The following is an 8,195-nucleotide window of genomic DNA, read 5'->3' as shown; positions in this document are numbered from 1 at the left end:
GCTCACCCCTTGGCCTCCGAGGCCGCCGCACTGTCCACGGTGTCCGTGGTCTCGGCGGCGACCCAGGCGTCGATCTGGGAGACGACTTCCTCGTCGAGGGAGAGCTGTCCGGGGGTCCACATCGGGTTCGACAGACCGCGGTGCGTGCGCTCGCACATCTCCCAGTCCTCGTAGTTCGCCTTGTCCCACAGCGCGAACACGGCCTCGTGGGAGAAGTCGCTCTTGGCGGTCTCCGAGGGGTGGAAGAGCCAGAAGTGCCGGACGAAGCAGGTGCCGGGGCTCTCGGGCCAGACCCACTGCATCATCACGTAGTCGCCGGTGAACCCGAACAGCAGGTTGGGCAGGATCGTGATCCAATTGATCTTCTGTCGGTCCGCGTCGGGCACGAGCGGCATCGGTGCGCGCCGGCTGCGCCCCGTCATGGAGACGGAGTTGTAACCGCTGCGGATCGACTGCCAGGCCCCGACGATGTCGCCCTTCAGGTCGTAGGTGCCCGCGTCGTCGAAGTCGGTGATGCGGTGGAGGTCTTTGTGCGCCGTGGGGAAGTGCAGACTCTCGTTGACGTTGTGCGCGACGAACTTCCAGTTCGAGGCGACCGGATAGTCCTTCGCCTGGACGCACTCCAGTTCGGCGAGCTCGTAGACGCGCGCGAACTCACCGAACTCGCCCAGGGACGCGTCGAGGTCCGGGGCGTCGTCGGAGAAGGTGATGAACACGACCCCGTGGCGGATCTCGGTGCGTACGGGCAGCAGCCCGTTCTTCTCCTTCTCGAAGAAGTGGTCGAAGTAAGTGCCGTTGAGGCTCTTGAGCTTGCCGTTGCGGTCGTACACCCAGCAGTGGTAGAGGCAGACCAGGCTCTGCCGCTTGCCGGTGGCCTCCTCCACGAGCTTGTAGCCCCGGTGCCGGCAGTAGTTGTGGTACGCCTGGATCCCGTCATCCCCGTGGATGATCAGGACGGAGCCGGTGCCGATGTTCAGGGTGCTGTAGGCGCCCTTCTCCTTCAGCCGGGACACGTGGTCCACCGGGAGCCATCGCCGGCCGTAGATGCGGGACATCTCCCGCCGGTACTGCTCCTCGCCGGTGTAGAACTCGTGTGATCTGCCGATACCGCCTGTCTCGAAGTAGGGCCTTTCCTCGTCCTGCTCACTGATGAGATCGAACATGCTGGACGCGCGCGTCATCTGCTGGGCTCCCTCATGGGGTGAGGTGCATGGAATGCGGTGGCGGAGTGCCGATGGACCCGGGGCCACGGGGCGGAGATCCGGAGCGCTTGATGCTCGGGGGCACGTACGGGTGCCGCGGCCGAGGCACCGGCGCAGCGGCTCTCCGCACCGCGGGATACGGCGAAGGCCCACCCAAGGCCCGGGGAGTGACGGGAACGACTGTGGAGTGACTGCGGTTCGACTGAGCCATGACTGCCGAGGGGATGCTGCGGCAGACCTCCAGGGCGCCACGCTGTCCGGGCGGCCGACGGTGAGGGCCCGCATCCCGTACGGAGCGGGGTGCGCAAGACCCTGGCGACGGCACGGCACTTGGGCGTTGCGAACGCCGCTGTCCCGCAGCGCCGGCGGGCTCAGCCGGCCGGGTCGTAGATCCGCTTCTCCTGCGGCACTCCCGCGTCGTCGTAGAGACGCTCGAGGGCTTCCGGCGAGTAGATCTCATGGTCCTCGACGACTCCGGCGATCAGGCCGAGCATCTTGTTGGTCCACTCCTGGGTCGCGCTCATGGCGCTCATCGTCGCCTCGAAGAACGGCGGGAGTTCGGTGAGTTCGCCGAGCGTGGTGGTGAAGTCGTAGACGCCCGCGCTCTCCTCGTCACGCACCTTGTTGTACTCGGCCAGCGCATCCTCCATCGGCCGCTCGCCGGACAGACCCTGGTGGATGCGGTCGGCGAGGAGCTCGCCGTGGAGGAAGGCGTCGGTGATGCCCCACCCGGTGTAGGGGTCTTTGTGGTACCCGGCGTCGCCCACGAGGGCCCAACCGGGCCCGTGGGCGCGGCGGTAGTAGTTGTCCGGGTAGCGCATGGGCTTGAAGTCTTCCTCGCGCTTGCCCTGTTCGCGCAGCTGTACGCCCATGTCCGGGGACACGTCGTCGAAGACGCCCTGGAATCGGGCCTCCACGTTCTGCCGGAACTCCTTGAGCTGGCGCCGGGTGCAGATGACGGCCAGCATGGTCAGACCGTCGTTCGTCGGCCAGGCGCCGAACCACTGCTCGTTGAACCCGGTCTTGTGGTGCAGGCCCCAGTCCAGACCGCTGTAGTACGAGTAGTAGATGAAGCCGGCGGCGGGGCGCACGTTGTACAGCTCCGCGCCGACCTTCTTGGCGACCGTGGAGTGGAAGCCGTCGGCGCCGACGACCAGGGACGCACGGAACTCCTGCTCCGGCCCGTCCCCCTCGCGTCCGCGGATACCCGTCACGCGGCCGTCGGAGTAGATCAGGTCGGATACGGTGAACCCCTCGATGACCTCGGCGCCGGCCCTGCGAGCCGCGTTGACCAGGATCTCGTCGAGCACGATGCGGCGCGGGCAGTACACGGCGTCGATGCCGTCGACGGGGTCGGCGAACCCGTTGAGATCGATTCCCCGGTACGAGTAGTGCATCTTCCGGAGCGCCGGGGTCTTCGCGGCTATGACCTCGTCGAGGAGGCCCCAGTCCTGGAGCCGCAGGAGGCCCGCCTGGTGAATGTAGTGAGTCGAAACCGTGTCGCTGGGGAAAGAGTCACGATCCACTACGAGAACACGGTATCCCTGTCGCGCCAGGAGCATCGCAAGCGGCGATCCGGCGCAGCGAGCACCCACAACAATGACGTCGTACATGTGATCCCCCGTGAAAATCAGCTTGAGGCTGACGCACCGTCGGCCAGCGGTGCGAGCTATGCCGAAGAGGCTACGAATGCCTGCTGATGAAGGTCAAGCGCCGGTAATTCCCCGGCAATGTACAGCCATCGGGGTTGTGTTGCCTGAATCATTACTTCCGCCAGCACTTCCCGACCTAATGCGGCTTTTGTCTCGTCAGAAGAGGGTCAGGATGTGCCTTGCGTCACATTCTCGCGCGGCCGGTAATCGGCCACCCTTAGTGAGGGAAGGTGGGCGCTCGACATACATGGAGTACGCAAAAGGGAAAGCGTCCGTTCCACTCACGGCGCGTCCGGTCTCGGCCCTCGTATTTCTCAGAAGAAATAACCTGTGAAGTTCCATGAAGGATCCCGCCAATCCCCGGACCTGTATGTCGACCTGAACGACCTGCGGCGCGATGGCGCGGTGGAAATCGCCGACGTTCTCGGAGATCTTCTGAGCTCCCTGGGAGTGGACGCGGAGTGGCGGGGGCATTCGTTCAAGGACCGCTGCATGCATGGTCGTCCGGCTCGCCGGCCGGGGCCCCTTCTTGCGGGCCCCGGCCGCGTGCTGGTGGGCACGCACGATCGTGGAGTCCACCGCGACCACCCAGTCCAGGTCCTCATCGGCATCGGCCTGGGCCATCAGCGCGGTGAACACTCCAACGAAACGGTCTAGCCGGCCGAACGCAGCTCCAGCGTGCAGCACTTCACGCTTCCGCCGGCCTTGAGCAGTTCCGACAGGTCGACGCCGACCGGGTTGAAGCCTCGGGTGCTCAACTTCGCCGCGAGGTCCGTCGCGTTGTGCGGCAGCACGACGTTGTAGCCGTCGGAGGTCGCGTTGAGTCCGAAGACCGCGGCGTCGGCGTCGGTGGCGACGAGGGCGTCCGGGAACAGCCGCTGCAGAACGGCGCGACTGCCGGGGGAGAAGGCTCCCGGATAGTAGGCGATGGTGTTCTCGTTGAGGACGGCCAGCGCGGTGTCCAGGTGGTAGTAGTTCGGATCGATGAGGGTCAGGCTGATCACCGGTCGTCCGAAGAACTCCTGGGCCTCGGCGTGCGAGCGCGGGTCGCTGCGGAATCCGGTGCCCGCGAGCAGCCAGTCACCGGTGATGAGGTAGTCTCCCTCGCCCTCGTTGACGAACTCGGCGGTGCGCAGCTCGGGGAAGCCGTGAGCGCGCAACCAGTCGTGGTAGGCCGGGCCTTCGTCGACGCGCTCGGTGTTGCGGAAGCGCGCCACGAGCGCGCGTCCGTCGACGACCGTGGCGCCGTTGGCGGCGAAGACCATGTCGGGCAGGCCGGGCAGCGGATCGATCGTGTCGACGGTGTGGCCGAGGCTCAGGTAGACCTCGCGCAACTGCTCCCACTGGGCGATGGCCAGCGGAGTGTCGACGGGCTTCCGCGGGTCCATCCACGGGTTGATGGAGTAGACCACGTCGAAGTGGGTGGGCCGGCACATGAGGTAGTGCCGAGGCCGGGCTGTACGCATAGAGTGTTGAATCCCTTGATCGTCTGAGGGTCAGGGACGGCTGGTGAGGTAGCCGCCCATCGTGGTGAAGTAGTCGGTCGCGGGCATCTCGCGGCCGTCCTCGGTACGCACCCGCTTGATGGCCAGTCCGTGGTTCCGGCCGGTACGGGCGTCGGCTCCGGCGACGATCACCACGCCATCGCCTTCGCGGTAGAAAATCCGGCCTGGAGTGCCGCCGTAGCGGCCTTCGGACACGGCTGCGGTCACGATCTCCAGGCGCTTGCCCTTGTGGAAGGTGAAGGCGCTCGGATACGGGTCGGACTGGGCCCGGACCAGGCGCTCGAGGTCCTCGGCGGGCCAGTTCCAGTCGATGCGGCTGTCCTCGATGGACCGCTTGTGGAAGAAGCTCGCGCGGGACCTGTCCTGCTTGGTGAAGTCGGTGCGCCCGGCAGCGATCAGCTCGAGCGCTCCGGTGGTGACCGGGGCGATGAGGTCGACCGTCTTGTGGAAGAGGTCCGTGGCCGTGTCCGTCGGTCCGACCGGCACCGCGCGCTGAAGCACGATGTCACCGGCGTCGAGCACCTCGTCCATCATGTGCGCGGTGACGCCCACTTCGCGCTCACCGTTGATCACGGCCCAGATCAGCGGGGAGAAGCCCGCGTAGGCCGGCAGCAGCGAATCGTGCACGTTGAGGGTGCCATGGCGGGGGAGGTTGAAGATGCGCGGCGGGATCCAGGTCCGCCAGTTGTTGGCCACGATGATGTCCGGCTCGGCCTCCTCGAGCCGCGCGAACAGTTCGTCGTCATCGGGGCGGTTGCGGATCAGTACGGGCACCCCGTGCTGCTCGGCGAGGTCGGCGACCGAGTCGCTCCAGATCTTCTCGTACGCATGCTCGCTCTTGGGGTGGGTCACCACCATCGTCACGTCGTGCTCGGAGTCCAGGAGCGCTTGCAGGGTGCGATGGCCCCAGGTCTGATAGCCGAACATGACGACCCGCATGGGCTTCCTCCTCGAGGACTGGATGTCGATCGAGGAGAAGTAAAGCAAGCCTTACCTAACAATCGCAACCGGCGGACTATTACCGAGCATTACTGATCAGTTGCCCGTTTTGTGCGGTCGACAGCGGCGCGAGATTAGGTTAGCTTCACCTAAGTTCAGCTCGGCCCGTCATCCCTAGGCGTGCCCTGCTCGCTACTTTCCGAAACGCCTGACAAGCGGCTGCCCCGCACGATGGGAGTGACATGTCTCAGGCCCTTCCTGACGACGCACCACCGATCCACGACCTCATCGGAATCGGCTTCGGGCCGTCCAATGTGGCCATGGCGATAGCGCTCAGCGAGCACAACGCCCGCGTCGGCAGGCAGGAGGCGGTAACGGCCCACTTCCTGGAGCGCCAGCCACGGTTCGGCTGGCATCGCGGCATGCTGATCGACGACGCCACGATGCAGGTGTCCTTCCTTAAGGACCTGGTGACCCTGCGCAATCCGGCGAGTGAATTCAGCTTCCTGAGCTACCTGCAGAGCAAGGGGCGGCTGATCGACTTCGTCAACCACAAGAACCTGTTCCCGCTGCGGATCGAGTTCCACGACTACCTCGAGTGGGCCGCGGTCAAGGTGGACGACATGGTGTCCTACGGGCACGAAGTCGTCGCCGTGCGGCCTGTGGTGCGCGACGGAGTGGTGGAGTACCTGGATGTGACGGCCCGTACGGGATCGTCCTCGGAGCCGGTGGTCTACCGGGCCCGCAACCTCGTGATCGGCACGGGCCTGCGCCCGCAGATGCCCGAGGGCGTCGCCCGTACGGACCGGATCTGGCACAACAGCGAGCTACTGGAACGGGTGGACGGCCTGGACGGCACCGAGCCGTCCCGCTTCGTCGTGGTCGGCGCCGGACAGAGCGCCGCGGAGAATGTCGCCTTCCTGCACCGGCGATTCCCCCAGGCCGAGGTCTGCGCCGTCTTCACTCGTTACGGCTACAGCCCCGCCGATGACAGCGGCTTCGCCAACCGGATCTTCGATCCCGCAGCGGTCGACGACTACTTCACGGCCCCCGACGAGATCAAGCGCAAGCTGATGGACTACCACGGCAACACCAACTACTCCGTGGTGGACATCGAGCTGATCGACGACCTCTACCGGCGGATGTACCAGGAGAAGGTGCTCGGCACCGAACGGCTGCGGATGTTCAACGTCTCCAGGCTCACCGATGTCACCGAGGCCCCGGACACCGTGCACACCGCCGTCGAGTCGCTGGTCACCGGGGAGAAGACCCCGCTGGACGCCGACGTGGTGATCTATGCCACCGGCTACCGGCCTGCCGACGCCCTCGGCCTGCTCGGCGAGGTCAAGGGGTACTGCCACCGTGACGAAGCGGGCCGCCCCCGAGTCGAGCGCGACTACCGCGTCACGACGGCGCCCGAACTGCGGTGCGGGATCTACCTGCAGGGCGGTACCGAACACACCCACGGCATCACCTCGTCCCTGCTGTCGAACATCGCGATCAGGGTCGGCGAGATTCTCGAGTCGGTCGTCGACCGGGGCCGGGAGCCGGCCACCGACCAGATCCGGCACGCCGTCGACGAGATCAGCTCTTCCCTCTAGTCCAGCTGCCCCCCACAGATCACGTCGGTCCAGGTGGACTTCTGCTGCCTGGACGGGCGTGGTGCGCACTGTGAAACCCCCGTGAAAGGAAGATCCGTGTCCATTGGTTCACGCCCGGCGCTGACCAGCATCGTCAGACAACTCCCGCGCGCGGCCGTCGCCGTCGTCGCCGCGTTGGCCCTGACCGCCTGTGGCAGCGAGGTCAATCAGGACGAGACGAAGTCCGCCGGCAAGGCGAACAGCGAGGCCGACGCCTTCCCCGTCACCGTTGAGCACAAGTACGGCAGCACGGAGGTCAAGGCAGAGCCGAAGAAGGTGGTCACCCTCGGCCTGTCCGACCAGGACGCGGTGCTGGCGCTCGGGGTCAAGCCGGTCGGCGCGGTCGACTGGTTCAAGGAGAAGCCCTACGGCAAGTGGCCGTGGGCCAAGAAGCTGTGGGGCTCCACGCCGCCGCAGATCGTGGGCGAGCGGGACGAGTACAACGTGGAGAAGGTCGCCGCCCTCAAGCCCGACCTGATCATCGCTCAGTACTCGGGCATGAAGAAGGAGCAGTATGAAACCCTGTCCAAGATCGCCCCGGTCGTCGCTCAGCCCAAGGGTCACGAGGACTACCAGGCGCCGTGGAAGGTGATGACCCAGCAGATCGGCAAGGCTCTCGGCAAGGAGGCCGAGACCGAGAAGCTGATCAGCGGTATCGACGCGCGTTTCGCGGAGGTCCGCAAGGAGCACCCGGAGTGGAAGGGGAAGACCGTCGCCGTCGGCGAGCCCTACGAGCCGGGCAAGTACTCCGCGTTCTCGCCCAAGGACCCGAAGGTCATCTTCCTCACCGAGATGGGCTTCACCACCTCGAAGGCCTATCAGAAGGCGCTGGGCAAGCAGAATGTCGGCGACTTCAGCTTTGAGCGCTTCGACGTGATGGAAGCCGACCGGACGGTATGGCTGGGCACGCCGGAGACGGAGAAGAGCCTGAAGGCCGACCCGCTCTACAAGAAGACGAAGGCCCGTCAGGACAAGCGGGACCTGTTCCTGCCGTACGACAGCCCGGACATCGGCGCCGCACTGTCGTTCAACACCGTGCTGAGCATCCCGTACGCCATCGACGAGGTGGTGCCGATGCTCGAGGCCGTCAAGTAACGGCAGCGCATGCTCCCCGGAGCTGCCCAGCAGCATCGACCTCGACCGCCTGGCCGCCTCCGTGCACCAGGCGGTCGAGCGGGCCGAGGCCCGCACATGGTGCTGTCCTACGCCAAGACGATCTCGAGCCGCTGCTGACGGCCGACGCGACGTAACGATTCA

Annotated in this window: 6 protein-coding genes and 1 pseudogene; 2 read left to right on the top strand and 5 right to left on the bottom strand. The window is 66.0% G+C overall.

The window, feature by feature from the left end; genetic code table 11:
* Positions 1-2: 2 nt before the first annotated feature.
* The 5 genes and pseudogenes from ACTWQI_RS03470 to ACTWQI_RS03450 form a co-directional block, all read right to left on the bottom strand.
* Entirely contained in the window at positions 3-1,181 is a 1,179-nt protein-coding gene (locus tag ACTWQI_RS03470; protein WP_443267297.1) for an aromatic ring-hydroxylating oxygenase subunit alpha, read from the bottom strand.
* A gap of 392 nt (positions 1,182-1,573) precedes the next feature.
* The gene (locus tag ACTWQI_RS03465; protein ID WP_443267295.1) at positions 1,574-2,764 is read right to left on the bottom strand and encodes an NAD(P)/FAD-dependent oxidoreductase; all 1,191 of its coding nucleotides are present in this window, start codon (positions 2,762-2,764) and stop codon (positions 1,574-1,576) included.
* A gap of 612 nt (positions 2,765-3,376) precedes the next feature.
* Positions 3,377-3,448 (bottom strand): annotated as a pseudogene (locus ACTWQI_RS03460) (transposase); the annotation flags it as partial.
* A gap of 59 nt (positions 3,449-3,507) precedes the next feature.
* Positions 3,508-4,320, bottom strand: a complete 813-nt coding sequence (gene ddaH, locus ACTWQI_RS03455) for a dimethylargininase (RefSeq protein ID WP_443267292.1) — start codon at positions 4,318-4,320, stop codon at positions 3,508-3,510.
* A gap of 30 nt (positions 4,321-4,350) precedes the next feature.
* Entirely contained in the window at positions 4,351-5,298 is a 948-nt protein-coding gene (locus ACTWQI_RS03450; protein WP_443267290.1) for a methionyl-tRNA formyltransferase, read from the bottom strand.
* A 242-nt stretch (positions 5,299-5,540) separates the two neighbouring features.
* Between ACTWQI_RS03450 and ACTWQI_RS03445 the strand changes: the two genes are divergently transcribed.
* Positions 5,541-6,899 (top strand): lysine N(6)-hydroxylase/L-ornithine N(5)-oxygenase family protein, encoded by a 1,359-nt coding sequence (locus tag ACTWQI_RS03445; RefSeq protein ID WP_443267288.1) that lies wholly within the window; start codon positions 5,541-5,543, stop codon positions 6,897-6,899.
* A 96-nt stretch (positions 6,900-6,995) separates the two neighbouring features.
* Positions 6,996-8,033 (top strand): iron-siderophore ABC transporter substrate-binding protein, encoded by a 1,038-nt coding sequence (locus ACTWQI_RS03440; RefSeq protein ID WP_443267286.1) that lies wholly within the window; start codon positions 6,996-6,998, stop codon positions 8,031-8,033.
* Positions 8,034-8,195: the final 162 nt, after the last annotated feature.

The organism is Streptomyces sp. KR80 (genome assembly GCF_052245555.1).
In the GTDB taxonomy this organism is placed as follows: Bacteria; Actinomycetota; Actinomycetes; order Streptomycetales; family Streptomycetaceae; genus Streptomyces.
Note: the sequence above shows the minus strand (reverse complement) of the source record. Positions and strands in the feature narration are given on the sequence as shown.